We start from the raw sequence: 25,517 nt of genomic DNA on the forward strand, positions 1-25,517 counted from the left end.
GCTCGGTTTCTCAGGCCTGCGGCGGCTCGCCGGCATAGGCGCGCGCGATAAGAGCCCGGATCGGTTCCCGCTCCAGCGCCCGCGGATTCCAGTACGGATTGGCCAGCGCGCGGTCCGCCGCGATGTCGATCCCGTCTGGCGGCATGCCTATCTCGGATAGAGCGCGTTTAGCGCCGATCCGGCCGGCGAGATCGTAGAGAGCCATGGCAGGATCGTCCGCCTTCAGCACGGCCCGCAGGGTTTCCATGACGGCCGGAACCGCGGGTGCGTTATAGGCCAGCGCATGCGGCAGCACGATCGTATGGGTCTCCGCATGCGGCAGGTCGAAACTGCCGCCGAGCGTGTGGCAGAGCTTGTGGTGCAGCGCCATGCCGACCGAGCCGAGGCAGATGCCGCAGAGCCAGGCGCCGTAAAGCGCCTCGGAGCGAGCGTCGCAGTCATGCGGGCTCCCGGCGATGACCGGTAAGGCGCGCACCAACGCGCCGATGGCCTCAACGGCCATCAGATTTATCACCGGGTTGCTTTCCCTGGCATAGAGCGCCTCGACCGCATGGGCGATGGCGTTCATGCCGCTTGTTCCCGACAAGCAAGCAGGAAGCGTCATCGTCAGGTCGACGTCGTAGATCACCACTTCCGGCAGCACCTTCGGGCTCGACTGGGTAACCTTCACGCCATCCTTCGTCTCGCCGAGGATCGGCGTCATTTCCGAGCCGGCATAGGTCGTCGGCATCACGATCTGCGGCAGGTCGGTGCGCAAGGCGATCGCCTTGGCGAGGCCCGTCGTGGAGCCGCCGCCCACCGCAACCAGGCCGTCGGCCTGGAGTTCCTTCACGACCCGCAGCGCGTCCTCGGTCACCGACACCGGCGTATGCATCGTCGCCTTGGCATAGACGCCGGCAGCGGTGCCGCCCAGCGATCCGGCAAGACGCCTGGCATCAGCCTCGCGCGGCGGCGTTGCCAGCACGAGCACGCGTTTCAGCCCGAGCCGGTCGATCTCTTCCGGCAATCTTGCGATGGTGCCAGATCCGAAAATGACGCGTGCCGGCTGGCCGTTATAGACGAAGCTTTTCATCGAGCCTCTCCTCCGTCAGCCGCGATTCTCGACGCGCAGCAGGAAGGGATTGATGCCGACGCTTTGCCAGACATTGGCGGCATTGGACGGATCGGTCAATTAGTGTCCAATATGGACAAACACTAGCCGGATGCCGTCGTGACGGCTTGCGACGAAGAGGCGCGCGCTGACCGGCAGCATGCGCGGTCCGGGATTGTTCGCGGCCGGAAGCGGATATTGACCGATTGCGTCGTGCCGTCGGGAAACAAGCGCCGCCGCGAGATCGCCGTGAGATCAGGCGATCCGCTGCTCGAACTGCGCGATGTCCGCGCTCTTGCGCAGACCGGTCGCGACGACGGACACGCGGAACTTTCCCGCCAGTGCGTGGTCGAAGATGGCGCCGACGATGATGTCGGCATCGGCGTCGACTTCTTCCCTTATCCGTGTCGCGGCTTCGTCGACCTCGAACAACGTCATGTCCATGCCGCCGCAGATCGATACGAGCAGCCCTCTGGCGCCCGACATGGAGGCCTCATCGAGGAGCGGATTGGCGATCGCCGCCTCGGCCGCGATCTTGGCGCGTCCCTCCCCGGAAGCTTCGCCGGTTCCCATCATCGCCCGGCCCATGTCCCGCATCACCGACTTCACGTCGGCGAAATCGAGGTTGATCAGGCCTTCCTTGACGATGAGATCGGTGATGCAGCCGACACCCGCGTAGAGAACGCGGTCCGCCATGGCGAATGCATCGGCGAAGGTGGTTTTGGCGTCGGCGACCCTGAAGAGGTTCTGGTTCGGGATGACGATCACGGTGTCGGCGCTCTCGCGCAGGCGCTCTATGCCTTCCTCGGCCGCCTGGGTCCTGCGCTTGCCTTCGAAGACGAAAGGCTTGGTGACGACGGCCACCGTCAGGATGCCGGCATCGCGCGCGGCACGCGCGATCACCGGCGCCGCGCCGGTCCCGGTGCCGCCTCCCATGCCGGCGGTGATGAAGCACATATGCGTTCCCGCCAGGTGATCCATGATCTCGTCGATGGATTCCTCCGCGGCGGCGCTGCCGACCTGGGGCAGCGATCCGGCGCCCAGGCCCTCGGTCACATGCGCGCCCAACTGGATCAGCCGCGACGACTTCGACATGGTGAGCGCCTGCGCGTCGGTGTTGGCGACGACGAACTCGACGCCCTGCAGCCCTTCGGCGATCATGTTGTTGACGGCGTTGCCGCCGGCGCCGCCGACCCCGACGACGGTGATCTTGGGCCTCATCTCCAGGATTTCCGGCTTGGCGGTCATTTTTTTCATCTTTCTACCAAAGCACCTGCTGCCCTGCCCCAAGACCATGCGGGACCGGAACGACAAGCACGCGAATCAGGCGATCCCCACCAAGCGCAGGGAATCAGAGGAGACGCCTCCCTGCAAGGTCCGCTCACATCTATCCAGGCGCGAATGCCCCTGCCGAGAGATGGAAAGCGCGGGCCCTCGTGTGATCCGAGCCGACGCCGGTGGAGGAAATTCTATTGCGTCACCGAAGTCGAGGTGCCCCAGGTGTCCGACAGCACGTAGCCTTGCGGATACGGATCCGTCGGATCGACATAGTAGTTGTGCTCGCCCGTGATCCAGGCCCTGCCCGTGATCTGCGGCACGATCGCTTTGCGCCCGGCGACTTCGGTGAGTTCGAGGATCTTGCCGGTGAATCGCGAGCCGATGATCGATTCATGGATCAGCACCTCGCCTTCCTTCATCTGGCCCCGCGCCTGCAGCACCGCCATGCGGGCCGAGGTGCCGGTTCCGGTCGGGCTGCGGTCCGAGCGTCCGGGCGAGACGATGCAGGTGTTGCGCGTGACGTTGCCCGGTCCTTGGAACGGCATGGCGAATTGCACGATGGACACACCGCGCACATTGTCGAACTGCGGATGCGCGACATCGAGCTGCTCGCGCGCCGCGCGGCGGACTTTCTCGCCGACCACGGCCAAGTCGCGCGCCTCGTCGGGCGTGACCGAGAAGCCGAGCGCGGGCGCATCGATAATCGCGTAGAACATGCCGCCATAGGCGATATCGGCCTTGATCGTGCCGAGCCCTTCCACCTCGATGTCGGCATCGAGGCGCTCGGCGAAGGCTGGCGCGTTGCGGAAGGTGATCGACAGGCATTTGCCGTCGCTGCATTCGGCGCGCACCTCGATGACGCCGCCGGGCATATCGAGCTTGAACCGCGTCTCCGGCTCCTGCATCGGCACCATGCCGGTCTCGAGCAGCACCGTGGCGACGCAGATCGTGTTGGAGCCGGACATCGGCGGATATTCGGTTGGTTCCATGATGATGGCGCCTGCGGCGCAATCCTCGCGCGTCGAGGGCACCAGGAGATTGACATGACGGGCAACGCTGCCGCGCGGCTCGCAGATCAACATGCGCCTTATATGGTCGTGATCGCGTTCCATCGTGATCATCTTTTCCATCATCGTGCGGCCTGCCGGCGGCAGCACGCCGCCCACGATGACATCGCCGATCTCGCCCTCGGCATGGCAGCCGACGACGCGGATGCTGGTTTTGGTGCGCATTGCTTTCTCCCCGTCCGCCGTGACTATCGGCCTGTTTCATGTTCCGGCGGATCGGCGCCGCAACCCCGACCTCACACGCGCGCTTGAGCTGCCTGCCGATGGCGGCCCGAAGGATACCCATCCCCCCTTGGCGGCGCCATTATGTCCTTGCGGATTTCAAGGGCCGGGTGCGAAGCGAGCCCGTTTGGAAATCAAGCCAGCCCGAACCGCTCGACGGCGCGCATGATGCCGCGCAGTTCGGCGAGGCCCTTGAGCCGGCCGATCAGCGAATAGCCCGGATTGATCCTTGTCTTGCCGATGTCGTCGGCGAGGAGGTGCCCATGGTCCGGCCGCATCGGAATGCGCCAGTCAGCGCGGCCTTCCTTGCGGCGGCGCGCCTCCTCCTGCATCAGCGCGAGGACGACATGTGCCATGTCGGTGCCACCTTCGAGATGCTCGGCTTCGTAGAAGGAGCCATCATCCTCGATGGTGACGTTGCGCAGATGGACGAAATGGATGCGCTCGGCGAACTCCTTGACCATGGCGACAATGTCGTTGTCGGCGCGCGTGCCGTAGGAGCCGGTGCAGAACGTCAACCCGTTGGCCGGGCTGTCGACGGCATCGAGGATGAAGCGCGCATCCTCGGCGGTCGAGACGATGCGCGGGAGGCCGTAGAGCGAGAATGGCGGATCGTCGGGATGGATGCACATGCGCACCCCCTCCTCCTCGGCCACTGGAATGATCTCGCGCAGGAACCAGGCCAGGTTCTCGCGCAATTCCTTCGGTCCGATTGCATCATAGTCAGCCAGGGCCTCGCGAAAGCTGTCGCGGTTATAGGCGCGCTCGGTGGCGGGCAGGCCGGCGATGAGATTGCGCTCGATCCTGTCGATCTTCTCGTCGCCGAGCTCCTTCAGCCGCGCTTCCGCCTCGGCGATGCGGGCAGGCGTGTAGCCGGCCTCGGCATTCCGGCGCTTCAGCACGAACAGATCGTAGGCCGCGAAATCGATCGCATCGAAGCGCAGCGCGTAACCCGTCGTCGGCAGGCGATAGGCCAGATCCGTCCGCGTCCAGTCGACCACCGGCATGAAATTGTAGCAGATCGTCGCGATACCGGCCTTCGCCAGGGCGCGGATCGTGTCCTTGTAGAAACCGACATAGCGGAGCCGCTCCGGCGAACCGATCTTGATCGAGTTGTGGACCGGAATGCTCTCGACCACCGACCAGGTCAGCCCCGCCGCCTCGATGATGCGCTTGCGCTCGAGGATGTTTTCCAGCGGCCAGACACGCCCGTCATAGATGTCGTGCAGGGCCGAGACCACGCCTGTCGCACCCGCCTGCTTGACATGATCGAGTGTTACCGGATCGTCCGGGCCATACCAGCGCCAGCACTGTTCCATTGCCGCTTTCCTCCGCGAGGTGGGCAACTTATTGTTGGACGACAACGAGAGTCAAATAGGCCAGCGACAGGCTGGCTTACGCCTATCTGATGAGCCGCCATCTCGATTTCGCCCTGCGTTTCCTGCCGAAAGAACCGGCTTCCGAGACGTGACCAAAGGAGTTCAGCAATGAAGGATTTTGACGGCAAGGTCGCGCTGGTGACCGGAACGACCGGGATCGGTCTCGCAACTGCCAGGCGCCTCGCCGCCGGGGGCGCTGCGATCGTCGCCTGCGGCATCGACCGTTCGGCCAATGCCGCGATGCGAGCGCAGTTGGAAAGCTCCGGGGCCGGCGCGCTGGTAGTGGACACCGACGTCTCCGTGCCGGACCAGGTCCGCGGGGCCATCGCGGCCGGCGTCGAGCGTTTCGGCGGCCTCGACGTGATCGTCAATTCGGCGGCGGTCCATCCCTATGGAACCGCGACGACGACCGACTGGGAAACCTGGAACAAGGCGATGACGGTCAATGTCGGCTCGATCTATCTGACCGCCCATTTCGGCATTCCGGAAATGATCAAGCGCGGCGGCGGCGCCATCGTCAACGTCGCCTCGGTGCAGGGTTTCGCCTGCCAGCAGAACGTCGCCGCCTATGCCACCACCAAGGGCGCCATCCACACGCTGACGCGTTCGCTGGCGCTCGACTATGCGGCAGCCGGCATCCGGGTCAATTCGGTCAGCCCCGGCTCGATCCGCACGCCGATTCTTGAGAAAGCCGCGCGCGGCGACAACGGCAGCGATGCCGACGTCGAGGAAGCCTACACGCGCTTCGGCGCGGCCCATCCGCTCGGCCGCATCGGCGAGCCCGAGGAAGTGGCGGAGCTGATCGCCTTTTTGTGCTCTTCCAAGGCCGGCTTTTGCACCGGCGCGGATTACAAGATAGATGGCGGCCTGACCGCCGGCATCGGCGTGAAGTGACCATGAAGATCGATCTTGGCCTTTACCGGGAGTCGCGCCAAAGAGGAGCGTTCCCGGCTCTATGCGCACGTCGCCGATCTAGTCGACGACCTTGCCACGCCGTGGCGCGTCAGCGTTGCTGTTGCTGCACCCCGACTGTCGGATCAGGCCACGAGTCGGCGCTGCCGACCGACGCCAACCGCCTTCACCCGCTGGCTCCGGCTGGCGGTGGTCCGTCTGTCAGATGCCTGTGGGTCTCGAAAATGCGTAACTTTTCAGGATATCCTAGCCGCAGCGTCGTGTTGCAGCGGGGGCATCTGAAAGTGGCAATGACCTTGAACCATGAGCCCTTGCGGATGATTGGATGCTCGCATCTTGGACAATCAAATCTGAGATATTCGTGATTTAAGCTCTCTGGGATCGGCAATCAAAACACCCCCGATTGATGCAGATCCCCCATCGCAGGTGATGGTGGGCATCCACGAACTGGCAATGAAGAGACTATGCTCGCCAGCACCCACCAATGGACTTCTCTGGAAGATGTTTCGTGGCCGGGACCTATGAGTTGCCGGGTAGGACGTTGGTCTCACGCAGGGTCCGACTGACGGACAAGCACAGCTGTTCGCGCAACAGCGCAGGCTCTCCCTCGTTGCCAAATCGCTTGCCGCACACATTGCCAGTTTGCGCATTCCTGGGCACCCAGTAGCGGCCCGTCGGCTTCGGTCACGGGCTCTTTGTTACGCCGAATTTTAATCATGGGAAGCATTGCCTCTCCTGATGGTGCAGCACTCCGAGCAGTAGAAGAGCTGCCCGACGTCCTTCGTTCAAAGGGCGTAACCATTAGCCAGAGTTGATATAGAGGCCGCCAGCCGACTTTTTTAAAGTCGGTTAGGCCCGGCGGTTCATCCCGATCCACCCCAAAACGGCGGACTGTCGGGCCGCTCTGGTCGGCAGCGTCTCAAGAGCGGATATGACGGGGAGTGTTGTCGAACAGCCCACCTTTTCGGCATATCCAGTTTACCGGCCCGCGGCCCGGCCTTTGACAGGATAGAACCAAATGAATTTGACGGTATTTGGGATTGGCTATGTCGGTCTCGTCCAGGCCGCTGTGCTGGCCGAGGTCGGCCATGAGGTGGTGTGCATCGATATCGACGAGAAGAAGGTGGAGCGGCTCAACCAGGGCTTGGTGCCGATTTTCGAGCCGGGCCTGGAGGCTCTCGTCAGGGAAAACCACGCGGCCGGCCGCATCCGCTTCACCACCGACGCGGCGGCGGCGGTCAGGCATGGCCAGATCCAGATGATCGCGGTCGGCACGCCGCCCGGCGAGGATGGCTCGGCCGACCTGAAATATGTGCTGGCCGTCGCCGAGACCATCGGCCGAGAGATGGACAGCGCCAAGATCGTCGTCGGCAAGTCGACCGTGCCGGTCGGCACTTGCGAGAAGGTGAAGGCCAGGATCGCCGAAACGCTGAAGAGGCGCGGCCGCGAGGATCTCGCCTTCGACGTCGCCTCGAACCCCGAATTCCTCAAGGAAGGCTCGGCGGTCGCCGATTGCATGAAGCCGGACCGCATCATCGTCGGCACCTCCAGCGAGGACACCGAGATGGTGATGCGCGAGCTCTACGCGCCGTTCAACCGCAACCACGAGAAGATGATCGTGATGGATGTGCGCAGCGCCGAATTCACCAAATATGCCGCCAACTGCATGCTGGCGACCAAGATCAGCTTCATGAACGAGATGGCCAATCTCGCTGAGCAGCTGGGCGCCGACATCGAGGAGGTGCGCAAGGGCATCGGCTCGGATCCGCGCATCGGCTACCACTTCATCTATCCCGGCCTCGGCTATGGCGGCTCGTGCTTCCCGAAGGATGTGCGCGCGCTGATCAAGACCGCCGAGGGCGTCAAGTTCGACGCCAAGCTGCTGCGCGCCGTCGAGGAGCGCAACAATGCGCAGAAGTCGGTCCTGTTCGACAAGGTCAACCACTATTTCAAGGGCGCGCTCAGGGGCAAGACCTTTGCCGTCTGGGGGCTGGCCTTCAAGCCCAACACCGACGACATGCGCGAGGCGCCGGCGCGCACGCTGATGGAGGCGTTGTGGGCGGCCGGCGCCAAGGTGCAGGCCTACGATCCCGAGGCGATGCAGGAGTGCCAGGCGATCTACGGCCTGCGCGACGATCTGCTTTTGTGCGGCACCAAGGAAGCGGCACTGCGCGGCGCCGACGCGCTTTTGATCTGCACCGAATGGAAGAGCTTCCGCGCGCCGTCCTTCGACGCGCTCAAGGATGCGCTGACCACGCCGGTCATCTTCGACGGCCGCAATCTCTACGATCCCAAGGTGATCGCGCGCTACGGCATCGAATATTTCTCGATCGGCAGGATGGCGGCATGAGGGCGCCAACCAGGCATCTTACTTCAACATGTCCGACAGGGCAGCTGTAGTTCCTATCGTTGTGGGCCGGAGCGCTTCTTCGGTTGCGCAGCCCACGTTCTGCTCTCAATCCGGCACGGGATCCCTGCTTCCAAGCGCCTCGATCATCGTTGAGAAGATGCTGCCGACCTCCTCCGAGATCTCTTCGGATCGAATTCCAGCCTTTTTTGCGTCGCTGGTTAGTCGCCTTGCAAGCTCTTGCGCTAAGATCGTGTCAGATGATGAATGATGCGGCAGATTGCTATCCATCCACTCCTGAAGGAATTTCAGGCCTCGTTCACTCACTGTAAAACCATTCCAGGGTTGTATCCATGATTAAGTGCAACCAAGCTTGACCAGTTTATCCACGCTATAATTTGTCACCGCCGGGATCGTTCCCTATTCAAACTCGCATATGGCTCATATTGTCCGCGCATGGAACGACGGCACGCCATCCGGCGGGGGATCGACAGGCTTTGGGAGGTCTACGACGTAGGCGACCAAAAAGTTTTGCTCGTTGACGGAATTCCTTTGGCGCATTTGCGGGTCGAAGAAGCGCTGGACGCTCTGGACCTGCTAGAAGGCGGCTTCCTCGTTCCAAGTGACACTCCCCTGGTAGGGTGAAGTGATTGTCGACAGCCGTTTCTTCCACGACTATCTCCGCGCCAGCTCGCACACCTGCCACCCCGAGAGCACGCACTGGGTAGCAAATTTAGATACCCACCTGGTTCGTTCGCATGTTCGCCCACAATTAGTCCGAACGGATATGTTCGTTCTGGCGAGATTGCGAAAACCTTGCTGGCTAGGCCCGGCGGCTAGCCGCTGCCACCCGCTGCTCCAGACGCCGTGTTCCCCAAACCGTTGCGACTCTCCTCTCGTACATAGCGCAACTAAACGCCTGGCTAGGTGAACCTTTTCACATAGCGGATGATCGGGTCCGCTGCGGCAACGCAGGCATATCCCGGTGTTATTAGACCGAATGAGCTTCCACCTCCGCGGCCCTCATTCATTTAGCCGATGCGCCGGCATGGCGGAGGTTCTAAGCGGGAGAATTGATGAGGTTAATTGCCGCGACTTGAGAAAGCTTCAGCAGGCTCGATTGAAGGACTGACGCGTTTGCCGGCAACGGACACCTGCTCGCTGGTGGCGAGAATGACCTTTCCATTCGCGTTGGTGGCAATTGTTTTATTAGCTCTGCTGCCCGGCGGTATTCTCGATATGCTGGGCATGGGTTTCACGTTCAGTCACGACAAGCTCAATCATGCGGTCGCCTTCACGACTTTGGGGGTCCTCGGCGGTCTCGGTTGGCCCAAGCAAAAATTGAGGCTGGTTGTATTGGTCCTTTTTGTAGGGGCGGCGATCGAGGTTCTTCAGGCCACCCCGCTGGTGGCGCGGGACACGGACATGTTCGACTGGATTGCTGATTTTGCAGGCGCGATCTGCGGACTGGCCATCGCCGCGTGGACAAACAGGATCGCCGGCGGAACTCGCTAAGTGCCGTCGATGCAAAACCGGTCGTATAGACTGCGGTATTTCCAAAGGACCGTCCGAAGGACAGCAACCGAGTCGATCGCGCGCTGCGCGCTGTAACTATCTTCAAAATTTTCTCGGTGGATATCGTGTAGCGAGTGGCTGAGCGCGACGTGCCTTTTGGCAAACACAGACCGCGGCGCTAGACGAGCCATTCAGAATGCAAATCTGCCCCGGCCCGCGCCGCGGCATCAGCTCTCCATCTCGCACGGCTGTTCTTTAGTCTGACGCCCCGCCGCCATAAGGCGGGCGCGAAATTTTTCGATGTACACCTCTAGCGTCGCCAGCATCATCAGAATGATCGATGAAATGGTTTGGGCGGGCGGCGATAACTGACGCTATCCATAGCGTGAGCCCGTCATGTCACCAGCCTACTCAGGATCGGAACTCGCGATTGAATATCCGCGGACGGATTCTCAATCGGCGGCAAATAACAAATGGACGAATGTCCCGGAATACGCTCTCGACCAAGGCGGCCCTGTCTTGCGCCCCTATCAGCGGATGGACGCTGATTATGCCGATGTCGCCATTGTCGATCATTTGAAAAATGTGGCCAGTCAGCATCCCGAAAAGCTGGCGATTACCGACGCAACCAACCGCTTCACTTATTCGGAACTCGTCTCGGCTGTCGAAGCACTGGCTAGCCGCATCCTCGCCATCACTCCCGCCGAAAACGCCGTCGGTATTCTTCTTGCGAATACGGCCTTCTTTCCGTTGGCGATGCTGGCGAGCATGGCCGCAGGGCGGCCTTTGGTACCCCTGAATACGAGGGATCCGGATACCAGGATCAATGCGATCGTGTCCGAGGCGCGGTTATCGACCATCATAGGGGATGGAGATGTCCGACCCACGGGCCTGCCGCGAGCTGTCGGCTGGATAAATGTCTCGCCCCGCGGCGAACCAAAGAGCGATCGCGTTCCCCAGCTCCATCCGGTATCCGTGGATGCCGCCGCGATCGTCCTTTACACTTCAGGCAGTACAGGTCGGCCAAAAGGCATCGTTAACAGTCAACGCAGCCTGCTATGGCGTGTTCAGCAATATGTAAATGCCTGTCACATCAATGCGCAGGATGTATTCCTGCCTCTTACGGGACCGGCCACTATCGCTGGGTGTCGAGAGGTGCTCGCCGCCCTTCTTACCGGCGCCACATTGCATCTTCTTGAGGTCGAAGCCGTAGGCTTGCGCGCGGTTTTACACCGGATGCAAGCCGAGGGAGTGACTGTCACTTACCTGGTGCCGGCTCTCCTGCGGGCGCTCATGGCGAACAAATCAGAAGACGCATTCCGCAGTCTCAGGGTGGCTCGGATCGGCGGCGAAAAGGTGTCATGGTCTGACATCAAGCTGCTACGCGACGCCGTTTCAAGCAACTGCCTGGTGCAGATCGGCTACTCGTCAACCGAGACGACAGGATCACAATGGTTTGTACCGACCGATTGGCCGGAGCAGGCTGCCTCGGTTCCCGTCGGATGGCTCCTTCCAGGGATCAGTTTCGCGATTATCGACGAGCAAGGACGCCCGGTGCCGCCCGGCGGGACTGGAGAGCTTGTCATAAAAAGTCCGTATGTCTTGCTTGGCCATTGGGAGAACGGCGTCGTCGTGCCCGTGGCTGCAGACCCCGAGAACCCGTCCGTCCGCATCTTTGAAACGGGTGATCTCGTCCAACTGGACAACCATGGCCTGCTACAGATCATGGGTCGCAAGGGACGTCAGATAAAAATCAATGGCCGACGCGTTGAGCCCGCGGAGCTGGAGCGGGTTTTGCGTGGCGCGCCTTCCGTTGAGGACGCTGTAGCGATTGTGACGGCGTCAACGGAACTCATCGCCTTCGCCGTACCTCGCGGGCCGGCCACTTCCAACTTCGCGGACGATCTCCGCCATCTTGCCCGAACGACACTGCCGCCGCCTCTATGCCCGTTGAGACTGCACGCCATTGCCGAAATTCCACGCCTGCCGGGCGGGAAGGTCGACATGGCGAGGCTTGCCGAGTTGGACGGCGCAAGCGTGAGGCAGGACCGCATTGTCCAGGCTCCGAATACAGGACCCGAACGGACTATCCAGCAGATCGTGCAACGTGCCTGGACCAAGATTCTGAACACGCGCGTTGCCGCGGGACGTTGGGATGACGCCGGCGGCGATTCGCTGAAGCTGCTGCATTGTGTCATGGAGATCGAAAGCGTCCTCGGCCTGGAGATCGACCTTGAACCTTTCACCGTCGGAATGAATTTCGACGAAATGGTGAAGGCCGTCGCGGCCGCGAAAGCAGGTAACGAGCAGGCCAGCTCGCGCAAAGAGCATCCGCCAATTCTCTTCCTGCTCCCCGGGTCCGTCGGCTATGGCCCTAGCCTTGCCGCCTTCGCGGCCTCCATGGGTAGAACCGCCCGGGTTGTCCCGATCAGGTATCCCGCCCTGGCAATGATACTGCAGGGAAAAAACTCGGTCGCGGATATGGCCGAGGCCGCGCTCGACCAGATACGCCGCGCCCAGCCTGAAGGTAACGTACGACTTCTCGGCCATTCGCTTGGCGGCGTCGTTGCTTTTGAAGTTGCTTCAAGGCTGCTGGCTGTCGGGCGAAATGTGAAGTTTCTGGGCATCCTCGACACCAGCCTGCTCGGTGAACGGAGCACTTACCGAGAGACGGTCGTCCGCACAATTCATCGAATCCGAACCAATCGTATTACCGCCTACAGAATGGCTTGCCGCGCCCTTGCAAAGGTCGTGGTCCGAATGGGCTACGAGATGCAACTGGCCCGCTTGCTTGATCGCTATGCCCAGGAGAAATTCAACGCGACCAGCTTTAGGGCCAAGCTGGAGCTTCAGGAAGTTTTGAGGGCCAAAGCGTTTTTTCAGTGGCTCCAGACGCCAAGACCCCGACTGCCGATCACCGGTACCCTATTTCGCTGCGCCCGTCCTGGAATGCCTCGCGCCATCGGGTGGGACAATGCTTTCGCAGACCTGGATGTGATTCCAATCATTGGCACCCACATCGACATGGTCTCGGAGCCTAACGTGGCCTTCAACCGACCGCTCATCGAGGCGGCCGTGGCCCGAACTTATCTGCCAGAAGAATCTCGCCAGGGGGAGGAACGGTCATCGACGTGATCTCCGGGTTTGGCAAGGATGCCCTGGTGCTCGACGCTCGTGCCGAGGTCGATCGCATCGTAGAAGCCTTGCGTCGACAGGTCTTTGGTACACTCCGGCGCCGAGGCGTCGTTGTCGGCCTCTCTGGGGGCATCGACAGCTCCGTTGTCGCAGCACTCTGCGTCGGCGCGTTCGGGAAAGATAAGGTCCTCGGCCTATTCATGCCGGAATCCCATTCTTCCGGCGACTCGCTGCGGCTTGGCCGAACGGTTGCATCGCAACTTGGTATCGATTCGATCGTTGAAGACATCACGCCTGCCCTGGAGGGCATCGGTGCCTATTCACGTCAGATCGAGGCGATACGGACCGTCGTTCCCGCCTACGGTCAAGGCTGGAAGTGCAAGCTGGTGATGGCGTCGGTTCTGGAAAGCAACGGCATCAACATTACCAGGCTGACGGTCGAGGATCCGGATGGCAAAGTCGACACGGTCAGACTGCCACCCGCAACCTATCTGCAGATCGTCGCCGCCACCAACTACAAGCAACGCGTGCGAAAGATGACGGAGTATTATCACGCGGACCGTCTCAACTACGCGGTGGCAGGCACGCCAAACCGGCTGGAGCACGACCAAGGCTTTTTCGTCAAACAGGGCGATGGAATCGCCGACGTGCTGCCGATCGTCCACCTCTACAAGACGCAAGTCTATCAACTCGCGGAGTATCTCGGGATAGACCCTGAGGTGCGGCGCAGGCCGCCAACCACGGATACGTTCTCCATGGCGCAAAGCCAGGAGGAGTTCTATTTCGCATTGCCATATCACCTGACGGATTTGTGTCTCTATGGCCTGAACCACGGCATTTCTGCCAACGAGATCGCAGCGGTCGCCGGCCTCACTCCCGACCAGGTTCAGAAAGTCTTCAAGGACATTGAAAGCAAGCGGCGCGCAGCGCGTTATCTTCACGCGAGACCCCTGCCCGCCGTCGAGATGGACGAGGGCTGAGCGTGTGCGGCATAGCCGGAATCGTGGCACTGGACGCTACCGCGGCGCGGCCTTCACGCGAGGCGCTTCTGCGCATGGCGGGGTCGCTCGTGCATCGCGGTCCGGACGAACACGGCCTCTACCGCGACAATCGCGCGGGGCTGGCCCACGCACGCCTTTCAATTGTTGACCTTTCGAATGGGCAACAGCCGCTTGCCGACACGAGCGGCAAGACCTGGATTGTCTTCAACGGCGAGATTTTCAATTACGTTGAGCTTCGCGAGAAGCTGGTCGCGCTCGGTCATCGCTTCCGCACCCGCAGCGACACCGAAGTGGCAGTTCATGCATATCGCGAATGGGGCGACTCCGCTTTTGAGCGGATGAACGGGCAATGGGCAATCGCGATCTGGGATTCGCTGGCCGGCCGCCTCGTGCTATCGCGCGATCGGTTCGGCATATGCCCCTTGCATTTTTGCGAGCACGCTGGGCGCCTCTATTTTTCCAGCGAAGTGAAGGCCATTTTCGCGGCTGACGCGGCTTTGCCGCGAGCCTTCGATCCAGCCGGCATTGATCAGACGTTCACTCTCTGGACGGTGGTCCCGCCGCAAGGCGTATTCAAGGGGGTCCGGGAACTCAAGCCTGGCCACATTCGGGTCTATGAGAACGGAACCGTTCGTGAGCAGGCATTCTGGAAACCCAGCTATCCCGAGGCGTTCGACGAACGCCGAGAATTCCCAGGGTCGCTCGATGACGCCGTGGACGAAGTGCGCGAGGCTCTGCAGTCGGCGACGGCGCTGCGGATCGACCAGGCGGATGTGCCTGTCGGCTGCTACCTGTCTGGCGGACTCGACAGCTCACTTGTCGCCATGATGGCAAGCCGCATCGCCGGTGACCGCTTCCAGACGTTTTCGCTGCGGTTTGCCGATGCTGAATATGACGAGACCAGCTACCAGCGATTGGTGGCAGGCTCGACCGGCAGCGAGCACCACGAGGTGACGGTTTCTCGCAGCGATATCGCCGATGTCTTTCCAGAGGTGATCTACCACACCGAACGTCCGATCCTGAGGACCGCGCCGGCGCCACTGCTTCTGCTTTCAAGATTGGTACGCGAGCACGGAATCAAGGTCGTGCTGACGGGCGAAGGCGCGGATGAAATGTTCGCTGGCTACGACCTGTTCCGGGAAGGGAAGGTGCGCCGCTTCTGGGGGCATCAACCATCCTCGACGAGACGCGCGCGGTTGCTGGAACGCTTGTACCCCTATCTCACTCGTTCCCCGGTGCATCAGCAAGCAATGGCGCGTCAGTTCTTCGGACATGATATCCATGCCCATGATGCGCCAGGCTTCGCACATGGTACCCGTTGGCGCACGACCAGCGCTCTCAAGCGGTTGTTTTCTGCCGACATGAAAGCCGAGACGGAACCGTACAACGCGGCCGCCGCGTTCCTTGCGCGCCTGCCCGACGAATTTTCGCGCTGGGACTCTCTGGCACAGGACCAGTATATCGAAATCCAGACTTTGATGTCCGGCTATCTGCTCTCCTCGCAGGGAGACCGAATGCTGATGGGCAACTCTGTCGAAGGGCGCTTCCCCTTCCTCGACGATGACGTTGTAAAACTCGCGAACTCGCTTCCAGCCAAATACAAGCTGCGCATTCTGGACGAGAAGCATGTGCTGAAGCGGGTGGCCGAGCCGATCCTGCCGCCGGAAATCATCGCCCGCAAGAAACAGCCCTACAGGGCGCCGAACGCTCAATGCTTCGTTGCCGACAATGCACCAGCCTATGTGCGCGAGGCACTTTCGGAAAGAGCGTTGCGCGACGCAAATGTCTTCGATGCGGAGTCGGTCGCGCGCCTGCTGGGCAAGTGTCGAGCCAGGACCGTGGACCAAGATCTTTCCAATTCCGACAACATGGCGCTGGTGGGCGTGCTCTCCACCCAGCTTCTTCACCAGCAGTTTATCGCAAGCCGCCCCATCGGCAGGCAGAAGATCGAGCTCAGCGTCGACGTTGACCATGAGATCAAGGAAGAGGTGTTGGCATGATGCATGGAGCCATACCGCTGTTGCACGACTATCTCAGGCACTCGGCCGACCGGCTGGGTGACAAGGTGGCGCTGGTCTGCGGCGGGCAACGCGTGACCTATGCCGAGATCGAGACTCGTGCCAACAACGTTGCGCAACACCTGGCTGACGCCGGAGTGACGCGCGGCGATCGCGTGATGATCTTCGCCGACAACACCGTCGAGACGGTCGTCGGCTTCTGGGCCGTGCTCAAGGCGAATGCCGTGGTGTGCATCGTCAATCCGCTGACCAAGAGCGACAAGCTTCATTACCTGCTCAACGATTGCCTGCCAGCCGCGCTGATAACGGACAACCATCTGACCTCGGTCTTCAGTGAGCCGGCCCGCAACTGCCCGTCACTGCGCCGGATGATTGTCTCCGGGCCTATAGATGACGCCGAGTTGATGCAACTGCCTCATGCGGTTCGCTGGGATGTTGCGATTGCCGGCAACGGGGAGGCACCGGCGCGCCGATGCATCGACATTGATCTCGCCGCCATAATCTACACGTCAGGTTCTACCGGCGAGCCCAAGGGCGTGATGCTGACGCACACAAACATGATGGCGGCTTGCACCTCGATCGCATCGTATCTTGAGCTCGGCGAAGACGAAGTGATCCTCAATGTCCTGCCCTTGGCATTCGATTACGGCCTGTACCAGATGATCATGGCGTTCCGCACTGGCGCCCGTCTGGTGCTTGAACGCTCGTTTGCTTTTGCAGCGCAGATCCTTGGACTGATCAAGCAAGAACGGGTCACAGGTTTCCCCGGCGTGCCTACTATTTTTGCGGCGCTCTCGGAGCTCAAATCGCTGAAGGATCAGGATTTTTCGAGCATCCGCTATGTTACGAATACCGCGGCCGCCCTGCCGTTGAAGCATATTCTCATGCTCCAGGACCTTTTTCCGAGCGCGCGCATCTATTCAATGTACGGGCTCACCGAGTGCAAGCGCTGCACCTACCTGCCGCCAGAGGACCTTGAACGAAAGCCGTCGAGCGTCGGGATAGCCATCCCGAACACGGAAATGTGGATCGTCGACGACGACGACAAGCGGGTCGGCCCCGACGTCGTCGGCCAGCTCGTCATCCGCGGCGCGACCGTGATGAAGGGATACTGGGGCAAGCCAGAGGCGACCGCAAGGAAGCTTAAACCTGGTCCTCTGCCCGGTGAACAGGTCCTCTACACCGGCGACTACTGCCGGATCGACGCGGAAGGGTACCTTTATTTCGTAGGTCGTGGCGATGAGATCATCAAATCCCGTGGCGAGAAGGTCGCGCCCAAAGAGGTTGAGAACGCGCTTGTTGGCATTCCAGGGGTGCGGGAGGCCGCCGTGATAGGCGTTCCGGACGAACTTCTTGGGCAGGCGGTGAAGGCGTTCGTCGTGATGGAGCAAGGAAGGTCCATCGACGAGAAACAACTGCAGAAGGAATGTCAGAGGCGCCTGGAAAATTTCATGGTCCCAAAATCAATTGTCATTGTACCCAGCCTGCCGATGACAGATACGGGAAAACTTAAGAAGACGGCTTTGTCATGAGGCGTTTTCCGCGAGACTTGGCGTCAATTTTCTTGTTTTAACCGGGGAAGCAAAATGTTGTCCAGCGAAGACAGGATAGAGACTTACAGCGAGAAAATTCGGGGGTTTCTGGCGTCCAACTTCTATGTTGCTGACGCTGAGGCTCTGGAAAACAATACGTCCCTGCTCGACCAAGGTATCGTCGACTCGACGGGAGTCCTGGAAGTCATCGGATTCATTGAGGAAACCTTTGGCATCGTCGTCGAAGACAGCGAGCTTCTGCCTGAGAACCTCGATTCCATCCAAGGGATTGCACAATACGTCATCCGAAAAAAGAACTGATCATAGCTGTCTCCCGAACGACAGCATTGGAAAAGCGGGTTGTCGTGAGCCAAGAAATCAGCGTCGAGGATGCCTACAGCAAAGGGCGCACCATCTTCATGGGGCTGGAGTTGCTCGTGGAACCTGGCGCGCTTGTGCCACGCCCGGAGACGGAACTGCTGGGCACAGCCGCCCTCGGCGCCTTGGATCAGTTGAGGACTGCAGAACCCCGCGTTATCGATATGTGCTGCGGCGCCGGCAATCTGGCATGCGCCATAGCGCACTATGCCCCCACCGCGCGGATCTGGGCGAGCGACCTAACGGATGGGTGCGTTAAAGCCGCGCGCCGCAACGTCGACCATCATGGATTGGCAGGGCGCGTTTCGGTGCTGCAGGGCGACCTGTTTGAGCCTCTCTCCGGCCCGGAACTTGTCGGCAGGATCGACATGATCGTCTGCAACCCGCCATACATCTCGGAAAAGCGGCTCGAGGGCGACCGCTCTCACTTGACCGAGCTCGAGCCGCGCGAGGCGTTTGCGGCTGGCCCTTACGGCCTGAGCATCCACATGCGGGTGATAAGAGACGCGCCGCAATACCTGCGGCCAGGTGGCATGCTGCTGTTCGAGGTTGGCCTTGGCCAGGACCGGCAAGTCGTGAGTCTGCTCAACCGCGCAAAGGCCTACGAGAATATTGGCACGATCTCGAACGAAGCTGGCGAGGGCCGTGTCGTTGTCGCCCATATGAAGAACCCCGATGAACCACGCGCGTCGAATGTCTGATCAGGTCACTTTCCTCATCCAACAGACATCAAAACGTGATCCGACAAAGGGCAAACCCCGTCGACCTTCAAATGGTCAATAAACGCTCGCTTTCCAGGGTCGGTTATCCCCAGCTTGTTCGTGGCGATTCACGATTTAGCGTCTGAGCGTCACGATTTTGCTGCATTTTGATAAAATTTGACGAATGTTAGCTTGATGTAATGTTCGGGGTGGGCGGGTCACAACGAAAGGTAAGATCTTGTCCTACGCTGACAGCGTCCACGAGGCCGTGCGACAATCTCGAGTGAGAGATCGCGCGTCGTGAGGGAACATCGTACGCAACATTTGCTCTCAGCCATGTCGGGTTGTTGGTCCGGGCTGGTTGGCATTGGTCTCTTTTCGGCGGTGATAAACATTCTAGCCCTGACCGGCTCCGTCTACATGCTGCAGGTGTATGACCGTGTGCTTCCCTCGCAGAGCGTTCCGACGCTCGTGGGATTTACGGTCGGCATGCTGGGCCTCTATGCCATATACGGGCTGCTCGATTTCGTGCGGCTTCGCTTGCTGGTTCGAATCGGCAATCGCCTGTACAGAAATCTGCAGCAGAAGGCCTTCACCATATCGCTGTCGGTGCCCCTGGTCGCCGGGCAGGACGCGAACCGGGTGCAGCCGCTTCGCGACTTGGACCAGCTGCGCGGCTTTCTCTCCGGCCTGGGGCCGACGGTTTTTTTCGACGCCCCGTGGATGCCGTTTTACATGGTGGTCATCTACCTGTTGCACCCTTCCCTTGGGCTACTGGCAACCGTCGGCGCCGTTGTTGTCGTGCTTTTGACCGTGGTCGCAGAAATTGCCGGCCGCGGCCCCGCAGCCCGAACTTCCGAAACACTGGTCGCGCAACGCGTCCTTGCCGATGCCGGCCGCCGCAACGCGGAAGTCGTTCAGGCGATGGGTCTCTCCGCCAGGCTTGGCCGACGCTGGGGAGAAGTCAGCCATGCCTATCTCAAGAACCAGGAACGGCTCTCCGACATCGTGGGCGGAACCGGATCATTGTCGAAGACACTCAGGATGGCCTTGCAATCGAGTGTACTCGGGCTGGGCGCTTATCTGGTGATCGGGGGGGACGCTTCCCCGGGTGTGATCATCGCGTCTTCGATATTGCTTGGCCGCTCTTTGGCGCCGGTCGACGCCGCGATCGCAAACTGGAGAGGATTTCTGGCCGCGCGCCGAAGCTATTCCGACTTGACTGCAGCGCTGGATGCTTTCGGTAGCCAAAGCGCTCCTATGGAGCTTCCCAGCCCGCGGGGGCAACTCTCCGTCGAGGAGTTGACGATAGCCCCCCCAGGCGCACAACGGCCTACGGTTCTAAATGTAAGCTTTCGCCTGGCGAGCGGCGCTGGGATGGCAGTCGTCGGCCCTAGCGGTTCCGGGAAGACAACGCTGGTGCGTGCCCTGGTCGGAGTATGGAAGCCAATTCGGGGAACGGTTCGATTGGACGACGCTGCTCTCGATCAGTGGAGTTCGGAACTGCTCGGTGCTCATATCGGCTATTTGCCGCAGGATGTCGAACTGTTCGATGGAACGGTTGCCGACAACATTTCGAGATTTGGTGGCCAGAGCGACCCAAAAGGCGTCATGGCAGCCGCTCGAGCGGCGGGTGTCGACAAGATGATCATGCGATTGCCTCAGGGGTTCCAAACACGAATCGGCGAAGGCGGGACGGCCCTGTCGGCCGGGCAGAGGCAACTGGTCGGATTGGCCAGGGCACTTTACGGCGATCCGTTTCTCGTCGTGCTCGACGAACCGAATTCCAACTTGGATTCAGACGGCGATGTTGCGTTGGCGGGGGCGATCCTGGCGGTGCGCCAGCGTGGCGGTATCGTAATCGTCGTGGCGCATCGCCCTTCTGCGCTCGTCAATATCGATCAGGTACTGGTCATGTCGAACGGGATGGTCCACGCATTTGGCCCGCGAGAAGATGTTCTCTCGAATGTCGTCCGCCCCTTCCCCCAGCCGGCAGTCGTTCCGCTGCAAAAAAATGCCGGCAACGCTTGAGGTCTTATTCCGTGTCTGACGCGACTATTTCTTATGCTCGTGTCGACGACGCAAGTCGTTGGCTCGGAACCAGGCTGATCAATGATCCGGATGGCATCCGTGCCAACCTGGCTCTGGGCTTGGCAACCACCGCCTTTCTGCTCGTTGGCGGAGGGACGTGGTTGGGACTAACCAAGATCGCCGGCGCTGTGATCGCGCCAGCGACCGTTGTGGTCGAAAGCAGTGTAAAGAAGGTCCAGCATCGGACCGGCGGCACCATCGGTGGGATCTTCGCCCAGGATGGTGATCATGTGCGTGCCGGCGCCGTGTTGGTCAGGCTTGACGACACGCTCACACGCTCAAACCTGCAGATCGTCAGTGAAGATCTCGACCGGGTCACCATCCGCCTGGCCAGGCTCGAGGCAGAGCGGCAAGGGCTGCCGGAAATGCAGATTCCACCCAGTCTGCGCGTGAGAATGAGCGACCCGCGGGTGGCTGCTCTTGTCAACGGGGAACGTGCCTTGTTTGAAAGCCGGGCTACGGCATTGGCTGGCCAAAAGGCACAGTTGCAGAGCCGCTCGATGCAACTTCGGCATCAGATTGACGGTCTCAAGGCTCAGCTTGCCGCGACGAACGACTCCTTGGATCTCCTTACCCGCAGCCTTGCCGACGTCCAAGCTCTTTACTCCAAGAAATTGGTGTCCAAGGAGCGACTGAGCAATGTCAGCCTGGAAGAGGCTCGTGCTCGCGGTGAGTCGGGGCGGCTTGTTGCAGCAATCGCTGAGGTGCAAGCCCACATCAGTGAAACGGACTTGCAGGTGCTTCAGCTCGACGAGCAGATGCGCAGCGACGTGACAAGCGAGCTCCGCGAAAACGAAGCAAAGCGCACAGAGCTCGAAGAGCGCAAGATAGTGGCGGACGACGAGCTCGCAAGGACGGATATCCGATCTCCCCAGACCGGGACGGTACAAGAATCCTCTATCCACACCGTCGGAGGCGTAGTTGGACCGGGGGAGGTGCTCATGGTGGTTGTACCCGACACCGACAACCTTGTCGTGGATGCGCTCATTCCGCCGACCCGGATGGATGATGTCCAGCCCGGGCAGCGGGTATCAATCCGCTTTCCCTCTTTCGACGTCGGAACGACACCCGTCTGCGAGGGTTCGGTGAAGCGTATCTCTGCAGATCTGATCAAGGATCAGGAACGCCAGCTTTCCTATTTTTCGGCTCGCATCCACGTCGACAACCAGGCCACCTGCCTGAAGGGCGAGAAAATCCTAAAGCCAGGCATGCCTGCCGAAGTTCACATAAGCACCGAGGAGCGCAGCGTCTGGTCGTATTTGCTTAAGCCATTGACCGATCAGATTTCCCGGGCCTTCAAGCAATAGCGGGACCGCAAACGCGGCCCCCTACTGGCTTGCTGCACGTCCCAGATCGCTGCTGAACCTCACCTCGATCGTATCTCCCGGAAGCACTTCTGAATCTTCTTCGACGAGTTGTTTGCGCCATTCTTCACCAATCTTGCGCACGATGGTGATCTGGGTCTGAATGGCTTCTCCGCTTACCGGCAACGGCAGAGCGGACGCGCCAGCGGGCTGTAATTTCTGGCTGGTGGCGTGGAGCCTTGCGGTGGTATCGGCAAGACGGACATCGGTATCCTTCAACTCGGTCAGCAAACCGATCCTTCGCAGGTTTTCATTGCGCTCGCGTTGCCTGAGATAATCTTCCTGCTGGCGTCGCGCCCGCATGAGCTCGACCGATGTCTGAAGCTGCCCATTGGAAGAGAGAAGCGCGGAGCGCCTGACGTCAGACAGCCTGGCGTTGGTCAGATTGCCTGCTTGAAACAATTTCGTCACCCGAGCCAGGTCATCCTCATCCGCCTTGACCCCGTCGCTCTCGACCTGCTGGCGCTTGGTCAGAACGTCGATCTGCGCCGCGGCATCCTTTGCGCCCTGATCAACGTAGCTTTGTTCCTGCTGGAAGTTATCGAGAGAGATCTTCAGCGCCTCTCTTTCGGCGTCGGCAATGGCCGAGCTGAAGGCGGCAGACAATGGCGACCCTTGGGGGGGCTTGGTATCGAAACTTGGCTGATCCTGCAGTTCGGCGCGAATGCGAGCACTGTGGTAATAGTCGCGGGTGTATTCCCCCCAAAGCGATTCATAGTCGCGCTGCAGATCAACCGGGTCAGGACCGGTCTGATTTACGCGTGAGCGCAGAAGGCTGAGACCGCCAGACACAGCAATCGCCTGTCTCACCGTCATGAGAGGCCGATATGCCTGCTGGCCGGGAGTGAGCACCTCGCCAGTCACGTAGATCGGGCGATATTCCGCGACTATCGCGGTCACGTCGCCAGGTTGGACAACGATCATCTGCTCTCGCCCATCGGGCAAACGCTGCTGAAATATCTTGGTAGGCAAGATCGTTTCCATGCGGGCCTGCAGCTCGGCAGGCGTCAGACCGCCGATGGATATCTTCCCGACTTGGGGAAGCGCAATCGTACCGTCCATCTGGATTACCGCACGTTGAGTTCGTTCCGGTATCGAAGAGATTCCTATTTCGACGATGTCGCCGGGGGAGAGATGGTAGGCTGACCGGTCGTCCGCCGCGGAGGCAGCATCAACCGCAGCCAGCACACCTATCGCTGCAAGAAGATTTCGGTTCATGAATGCCATCGGTGACATCTCCATTCAGTTCGACTTCGCCTCTTCCGACCAGTCGACGCGGGTGACGAAATCATAAACAGGTCCGCCGGGCACACCCCAGTTGCTGGACCAGATTACCTGCGAGCCATCGGGCGACGGCGAGGCATGGGTCTCGCTGCGGTAGTCGAAATCAACGCTGCGCGTTTGCGCTATGCGCCGAACCTCTCCGCTGCCATCGAGGCGCAGCGCGATAACCTCTCGTGCATAGGGTGCCATTTCCGGACGCGCCGAAACCACATTCGGGTCGCCGCCGTAGCTCAGGAACACCCAGCCAGGTTTGTTCAAAGCACGCAGAGAAGCATGCGAGGCCTCGCCGTATTTCATAAGCGAAGTTACTTTCCCGTCAGACAGCCGGCGTTTGATCACCTGATAGCTGTCCGGATAGGATTTGCTGATGCCGACGTAGATCTCGCTCCCATCGGCGTCGACCGTCATGTCGCCATGCCCCGGCCGATGATGCTCTGTCCACTGCTGGCCTGGAGCGCCGTCGATCGAAAATATAAACGACTGTTCGGTGCCGTCCGCCAGTGCCTGGATGCAGAGAATATTTTCGCCCAGAGGAGAGATCGAACAGTTCTCATTGACCCCAGCAAGCCGCCCAAGTGCGATATCGGCAAACTTGCTATGCTGCTTGAGATCGTACGCGAAGACGACCTCGGCACCGTCCGATCGACGTGCACGCACTGCCAGGCGATTACCGTCTCGGCTCGGGTTGCCTTTGCCTGGTCCGAAGTGCAGATCCCGATAGTCCTTTGAATCGAACAGCACATCCTCGTGATTGGTCCGCGGCGCCCAGGTCGATATTCGCTGGCCTCGAACGCAGATCATCAGATCCGCATTTTGGGGATGCCACTCACATTCGCCCGATCGATCGCGCATCAGCAGCGGTAGGAATGTGTGTCCGTCGAAAAAGCACATCCCGTTGCAGCCGTTGGTTATAACGAGAAGGCTCTGGTCCGCATTCCAGGCTTGGGCGCTGGAATAACGGTGGCTGCAATAATCTTTTATACACGCGACCCCATTTCCAAGCGGCCCGGATTTTGTGATCCGGGTGAATGTTTCCCCAAACGCGGGATCGACCGTAGGACGCAGATAGTCCGGCAACTGCATCGCCGGCGTCGCAACAAAGTGCGTTGACGTATTGCCCGCCTGGCTTGCGGCAGCATGCGGACCAAGCCACGCGACAGCGAAGATCATCGACAACACATGCCGGCGACGACAAGTCATGTCATGTAGCCCATTTCCCGGCGCACCCGCCCCTCGCTAAGACGCGCTTTCCACCATGATATGGTGCGCTCCAACCCATCTCGCAGATTGGTACGGGCTCGCCACCCGGTCTGCGTTTCGAATTGCGTCGAGTCTGCAAGCAACGCGCGAACCTCGGAGTTCTGTGGGCGCAAGCGGCTTTCATCTCGATAGACAGGCTTCTTCGATCCGCTCAACTCGACCACCAGGTCCAGGACTTCCGCGATCGTCGCGGCACGCTGGCTTCCGGCATTGTAGGCATGGCCGAATTTGAGTTCCGCCACGCCTGCGGTCAGGAATGCTGCCGCCGTGTCTTCAACAAAGGTTAGATCGCGGATAGGGCTCGTATCCCCGACCATGATAGCCGAACAGTTCTTGTCGAGGGCCTGCCTGATTATGGTCGGCACTATCGCCCTCTCGCTCTGGCGTGGGCCGTAGGTATTGAATGGCCGCAGAGTTACGACGGGAACGTCAAATGACCTGGCGTAGGCTTCGGCCATCATGTCGGCACCGATCTTCGATGCCGAATATGGAGACTGGCCCTGCAGCGGATGAGACTCCTTGATAGGCATGGTCAGCGCCGTGCCGTAAACCTCGCTGGTCGAGGTGTGCACGACGCGTTCCGTGTCCCACTGACGCGCTGCCTCGAGAACATTCATCGTGCCCATGACATTGGTTTCCACGTATGACTGGGCAGCCGCATACGAATATGGAATCGCGATGAGAGCAGCCAGATGGAAAACCACAGCTTGGCCGCGCATGATCCTGTTCAGGAACGCGCTGTCGCGCACGTCGCCACGCACGGATTTCAGGTGGGCTCGGATGTTGTCCGGCAAATCGTCAAGCCAGCCGTGACTGTCGAACGAATTGTAGAGCGCCAATGCTGTGACATCCGCTCCATTGCGGACCAGCGCCTCGGTGAGATGCGATCCGATAAATCCATCGGCGCCCGTGACCAGTACCTTTTTGCCTTTGTAGTCCATGA

At 60.5% G+C, this 25,517-nt stretch carries 19 protein-coding genes; 11 read left to right on the forward strand and 8 right to left on the reverse strand.

Annotated elements, in window-relative coordinates; translation table 11 throughout:
• Positions 1-10: 10 nt before the first annotated feature.
• The 4 genes from FJ423_RS02740 to uxuA all read right to left on the reverse strand — a co-directional run bounded on the left by FJ423_RS02740 (position 11) and on the right by uxuA (position 4,976).
• Positions 11-1,072: a maleylacetate reductase gene (locus tag FJ423_RS02740; protein ID WP_140839009.1), complete on the reverse strand. Its 1,062-nt coding sequence runs from the start codon at positions 1,070-1,072 to the stop codon at positions 11-13.
• Positions 1,073-1,345: 273 nt separating this feature from the next.
• The gene (gene ftsZ / locus FJ423_RS02745; RefSeq protein ID WP_140839011.1) at positions 1,346-2,338 is read right to left on the reverse strand and encodes a cell division protein FtsZ; all 993 of its coding nucleotides are present in this window, start codon (positions 2,336-2,338) and stop codon (positions 1,346-1,348) included.
• 221 nt (positions 2,339-2,559) lie between these two features.
• A complete protein-coding gene (locus FJ423_RS02750) occupies positions 2,560-3,600 on the reverse strand; it encodes a proline racemase family protein (protein WP_140839013.1) in 1,041 nt (346 codons plus the stop codon).
• 191 nt (positions 3,601-3,791) lie between these two features.
• Positions 3,792-4,976: a mannonate dehydratase gene (gene uxuA, locus FJ423_RS02755; protein ID WP_140839015.1), complete on the reverse strand. Its 1,185-nt coding sequence runs from the start codon at positions 4,974-4,976 to the stop codon at positions 3,792-3,794.
• 168 nt (positions 4,977-5,144) lie between these two features.
• Here uxuA and FJ423_RS02760 point away from each other — a divergent pair, with 168 nt between their 5' ends.
• Both FJ423_RS02760 and FJ423_RS02765 read left to right on the forward strand, forming a co-directional pair.
• Entirely contained in the window at positions 5,145-5,930 is a 786-nt protein-coding gene (locus tag FJ423_RS02760; protein ID WP_140839017.1) for an SDR family oxidoreductase, read from the forward strand.
• A gap of 1,036 nt (positions 5,931-6,966) precedes the next feature.
• Positions 6,967-8,298 carry a UDP-glucose/GDP-mannose dehydrogenase family protein gene (locus tag FJ423_RS02765; RefSeq protein WP_140839019.1) on the forward strand — a complete coding sequence of 444 codons (1,332 nt, stop codon included), beginning with the start codon at positions 6,967-6,969 and terminating at the stop codon, positions 8,296-8,298.
• Between the two features lie 105 nt (positions 8,299-8,403).
• Here the strand turns inward: FJ423_RS02765 and FJ423_RS02770 are convergent, their stop codons facing one another.
• Positions 8,404-8,586: a DUF768 domain-containing protein gene (locus FJ423_RS02770; RefSeq protein WP_140839021.1), complete on the reverse strand. Its 183-nt coding sequence runs from the start codon at positions 8,584-8,586 to the stop codon at positions 8,404-8,406.
• Between the two features lie 795 nt (positions 8,587-9,381).
• Here FJ423_RS02770 and FJ423_RS02780 point away from each other — a divergent pair.
• From FJ423_RS02780 to FJ423_RS02820, 9 genes are all read left to right on the forward strand, one after another.
• Positions 9,382-9,810, forward strand: a complete 429-nt coding sequence (locus tag FJ423_RS02780; RefSeq protein ID WP_246680063.1) for a hypothetical protein — start codon at positions 9,382-9,384, stop codon at positions 9,808-9,810.
• A gap of 396 nt (positions 9,811-10,206) precedes the next feature.
• Positions 10,207-12,945 carry an AMP-binding protein gene (locus FJ423_RS02785; RefSeq protein ID WP_181174699.1) on the forward strand — a complete coding sequence of 913 codons (2,739 nt, stop codon included), beginning with the start codon at positions 10,207-10,209 and terminating at the stop codon, positions 12,943-12,945.
• On the forward strand, positions 12,942-13,925 hold the full coding sequence (nadE, locus tag FJ423_RS02790; protein WP_181174700.1) for an NAD(+) synthase: 984 nt from the start codon (positions 12,942-12,944) through the stop codon (positions 13,923-13,925). Before FJ423_RS02785 ends, nadE begins: the two co-directional genes overlap by 4 nt.
• A 2-nt stretch (positions 13,926-13,927) precedes the next feature.
• Complete coding sequence (gene asnB, locus FJ423_RS02795; protein WP_140839025.1) at positions 13,928-15,946, forward strand: asparagine synthase (glutamine-hydrolyzing); 2,019 nt, start codon at positions 13,928-13,930, stop codon at positions 15,944-15,946.
• A complete protein-coding gene (locus FJ423_RS02800) occupies positions 15,943-17,496 on the forward strand; it encodes an AMP-binding protein (protein ID WP_181174701.1) in 1,554 nt (517 codons plus the stop codon). Before asnB ends, FJ423_RS02800 begins: the two co-directional genes overlap by 4 nt.
• 54 nt (positions 17,497-17,550) lie before the next feature.
• Positions 17,551-17,817 carry an acyl carrier protein gene (locus FJ423_RS02805; RefSeq protein WP_095768673.1) on the forward strand — a complete coding sequence of 89 codons (267 nt, stop codon included), beginning with the start codon at positions 17,551-17,553 and terminating at the stop codon, positions 17,815-17,817.
• Positions 17,818-17,861: 44 nt separating this feature from the next.
• Positions 17,862-18,575, forward strand: coding sequence for a class I SAM-dependent methyltransferase (locus tag FJ423_RS02810; RefSeq protein ID WP_140839500.1), 714 nt, complete (start codon positions 17,862-17,864; stop codon positions 18,573-18,575).
• A 336-nt stretch (positions 18,576-18,911) separates the two neighbouring features.
• Positions 18,912-20,606, forward strand: a complete 1,695-nt coding sequence (locus tag FJ423_RS02815) for a type I secretion system permease/ATPase (protein ID WP_140839502.1) — start codon at positions 18,912-18,914, stop codon at positions 20,604-20,606.
• An 11-nt stretch (positions 20,607-20,617) separates the two neighbouring features.
• Positions 20,618-21,973 carry an HlyD family type I secretion periplasmic adaptor subunit gene (locus FJ423_RS02820; RefSeq protein WP_246680065.1) on the forward strand — a complete coding sequence of 452 codons (1,356 nt, stop codon included), beginning with the start codon at positions 20,618-20,620 and terminating at the stop codon, positions 21,971-21,973.
• A 21-nt stretch (positions 21,974-21,994) separates the two neighbouring features.
• On the opposite strand, the gene FJ423_RS02825 is transcribed toward FJ423_RS02820, so the two are convergent.
• The 3 genes from FJ423_RS02825 to FJ423_RS02835 are packed head-to-tail and all read right to left on the reverse strand — an operon-like array spanning position 21,995 to position 25,515.
• Positions 21,995-23,257 carry a polysaccharide biosynthesis/export family protein gene (locus FJ423_RS02825; RefSeq protein WP_140839027.1) on the reverse strand — a complete coding sequence of 421 codons (1,263 nt, stop codon included), beginning with the start codon at positions 23,255-23,257 and terminating at the stop codon, positions 21,995-21,997.
• Between the two features lie 15 nt (positions 23,258-23,272).
• Positions 23,273-24,484, reverse strand: coding sequence for a hypothetical protein (locus tag FJ423_RS02830; protein WP_246680066.1), 1,212 nt, complete (start codon positions 24,482-24,484; stop codon positions 23,273-23,275).
• A gap of 26 nt (positions 24,485-24,510) precedes the next feature.
• Positions 24,511-25,515, reverse strand: a complete 1,005-nt coding sequence (locus tag FJ423_RS02835) for an SDR family NAD(P)-dependent oxidoreductase (protein ID WP_140839031.1) — start codon at positions 25,513-25,515, stop codon at positions 24,511-24,513.
• Between the last annotated feature and the right edge of the window lie 2 nt (positions 25,516-25,517).

The organism is Mesorhizobium sp. B2-8-9 (assembly GCF_006439475.1).
In the GTDB taxonomy this organism is placed as follows: domain Bacteria; phylum Pseudomonadota; class Alphaproteobacteria; order Rhizobiales; family Rhizobiaceae; genus Mesorhizobium.

What these genes read in the sequence shown, in the direction of transcription:
- FJ423_RS02750 (WP_140839013.1), bottom strand. Translation starts at nt 3,600, where the DNA reads ATGCGCACCAAAACCAGCATCCGCGTCGTCGGCTGCCATGCCGAGGGC.
- FJ423_RS02800 (WP_181174701.1), top strand. Translation starts at nt 15,943, where the DNA reads ATGATGCATGGAGCCATACCGCTGTTGCACGACTATCTCAGGCACTCG.
- FJ423_RS02830 (WP_246680066.1), bottom strand. Translation starts at nt 24,484, where the DNA reads ATGATCTTCGCTGTCGCGTGGCTTGGTCCGCATGCTGCCGCAAGCCAG.
- FJ423_RS02760 (WP_140839017.1), top strand. Translation starts at nt 5,145, where the DNA reads ATGAAGGATTTTGACGGCAAGGTCGCGCTGGTGACCGGAACGACCGGG.
- FJ423_RS02825 (WP_140839027.1), bottom strand. Translation starts at nt 23,257, where the DNA reads ATGGCATTCATGAACCGAAATCTTCTTGCAGCGATAGGTGTGCTGGCT.
- FJ423_RS02805 (WP_095768673.1), top strand. Translation starts at nt 17,551, where the DNA reads ATGTTGTCCAGCGAAGACAGGATAGAGACTTACAGCGAGAAAATTCGG.
- FJ423_RS02835 (WP_140839031.1), bottom strand. Translation starts at nt 25,515, where the DNA reads ATGGACTACAAAGGCAAAAAGGTACTGGTCACGGGCGCCGATGGATTT.
- FJ423_RS02740 (WP_140839009.1), bottom strand. Translation starts at nt 1,072, where the DNA reads ATGAAAAGCTTCGTCTATAACGGCCAGCCGGCACGCGTCATTTTCGGA.
- FJ423_RS02815 (WP_140839502.1), top strand. Translation starts at nt 18,912, where the DNA reads ATGTCGGGTTGTTGGTCCGGGCTGGTTGGCATTGGTCTCTTTTCGGCG.
- FJ423_RS02785 (WP_181174699.1), top strand. Translation starts at nt 10,207, where the DNA reads ATGTCACCAGCCTACTCAGGATCGGAACTCGCGATTGAATATCCGCGG.
- uxuA (WP_140839015.1), bottom strand. Translation starts at nt 4,976, where the DNA reads ATGGAACAGTGCTGGCGCTGGTATGGCCCGGACGATCCGGTAACACTC.
- FJ423_RS02765 (WP_140839019.1), top strand. Translation starts at nt 6,967, where the DNA reads ATGAATTTGACGGTATTTGGGATTGGCTATGTCGGTCTCGTCCAGGCC.
- ftsZ (WP_140839011.1), bottom strand. Translation starts at nt 2,338, where the DNA reads ATGACCGCCAAGCCGGAAATCCTGGAGATGAGGCCCAAGATCACCGTC.
- FJ423_RS02770 (WP_140839021.1), bottom strand. Translation starts at nt 8,586, where the DNA reads ATGGATAGCAATCTGCCGCATCATTCATCATCTGACACGATCTTAGCG.